We start from the raw sequence: 278 nt of genomic DNA, 5'->3' as shown, positions 1-278 counted from the left end.
AATAATAAAAAGGCTATTGTATAGCCTTTTTATTATTACTTAAATATCTATCACATTTTTTATTGAAATACTTCTTTAGATAATATAAGCTAACAAAAAGTGTTCCAACTTCTGCCAAAGTATTTGAAAGGAATATCCCACTATCCCCTATCATCATAGGAAGAACCACTAATCCTATAATAACTAAAACCAAACTTCTTGATAGTGATATTGCTGCTGACATCAACGGTTGCTCTACAGCAGTGAAGAATGCTGATGATGTTATATTTATCCCTAAA

Annotated in this window: 1 pseudogene; it reads right to left on the bottom strand. The window is 30.2% G+C overall.

Annotated elements, in window-relative coordinates:
• Positions 1-13: 13 nt before the first annotated feature.
• Positions 14-278: pseudogene (locus ACX6CF_RS27380) on the bottom strand (hypothetical protein); the annotation flags it as partial.

The organism is Vallitalea sediminicola, assembly GCF_054408565.1.
This window is presented reverse-complemented; position numbering and strand designations above follow the sequence as displayed.